General features: G+C 63.3%; 1 protein-coding gene. It reads right to left on the bottom strand.

Annotated features, from left to right (window positions below; genetic code table 11):
• Positions 1 to 1,195, bottom strand: a 1,195-nt coding sequence (hisD, locus tag PSJ8397_RS16750) for a histidinol dehydrogenase (RefSeq protein WP_143515528.1), incomplete at both ends; no start/stop codon positions are given.

The following is a 1,195-nucleotide window of genomic DNA, read 5'->3' as shown; positions in this document are numbered from 1 at the left end:
CCTTCCATGCCTTCGAGGCGGGAGATGCGGGCTGTGGCGATGGCCACGTCTTTGGACGCCTCGCGCGTGGTGCGCTGCCAGGTGACGATCTTCATGTATTTGTGCACCGACAAGCCGCCCGTGTAGCCCGCAGCCCCGGAGGTGGGCAGCACGTGGTTGGTGCCCGACGCCTTGTCGCCGTAGCTGACGGTGGTTTCTTCGCCCAAAAACAGCGACCCGTAGCAGGTCAGGTTTTCAAGCCACCAGTCCAGATCCTCGGCCTGCACCGTCAGATGTTCGGGCGCGTAGTCGTCGGAACATTTCGCCATGTCGACGCGGTCCTTGCACACGATCACCTCGGCGTAGTCGCGCCAGGCGGCGAAGGCGTTGTCGCGGTTCAATTCGGGCAGATCGTCGATGTATTGCGGCACCAGCGCCATGACCTTTTCGGCCAGATCCCGGTCATCGGTGACCAGCCAGACGGGGCTGTTGTAGCCGTGTTCGGCCTGGCTGACCAAATCGGTCGCCACGATGTGCGGATCAGCGGTGCTGTCGGCCAAAATCAGGCTGTCGGTGGGGCCTGCGATCATGTCGATGCCCACGCGGCCAAACAGGATGCGCTTGGCCTCGGCCACGAACTGGTTGCCCGGACCCACCAGAATGTTGGCTTCGGGCAGGCCAAACAGGCCAAACGTCATGGCCGCCACGCCCTGCACGCCGCCCATCGCCATGATCTTGTCCGCGCCGCATTTGTGCGCCGCATAGATGATCGCAGGCGCCACGCCCACGCCGGGGCGCGGGGGCGAACAGGCGGTGATGTGCTTGCAGCCCGCGACCTTGGCGGTCGTCACGGTCATGATCGCGCTGGCGATGTGGCTGTAGCGCCCGCCGGGCACGTAACAGCCCGCGGCATCCACCGGAATGGCCTTCTGGCCCGCCACAAAGCCCGGCTGAATTTCCATTTCAACATCTGCGACGGTGCTTTTTTGCAGCTCGGCAAAGCGTTTGACGTTGTCGTGGGCGAAATCAATATCGGCCTTCAGCTTGTCGGGCACCTGCGCAATTGCGGCGTCGATCTCGTCTTGGGTCAGCATCACGTTGCCCTCGTAGCGGTCAAACTTGGCGGCATATTCCATCGCCTTGGCGTCCCCGCCCGCCTCAATATCATTGAGGATGCCAACCACCGTATCATGCACATCCGAGGCGCCAGAGGCGG

It is taken from the genome of Pseudooctadecabacter jejudonensis (assembly GCF_900172275.1).
Taxonomy (GTDB): Bacteria; Pseudomonadota; Alphaproteobacteria; order Rhodobacterales; family Rhodobacteraceae; genus Octadecabacter; species Octadecabacter jejudonensis.
The sequence above is the reverse complement of the archived record's forward strand: the minus strand, read 5'-3'. Positions and strand labels throughout refer to the sequence as shown.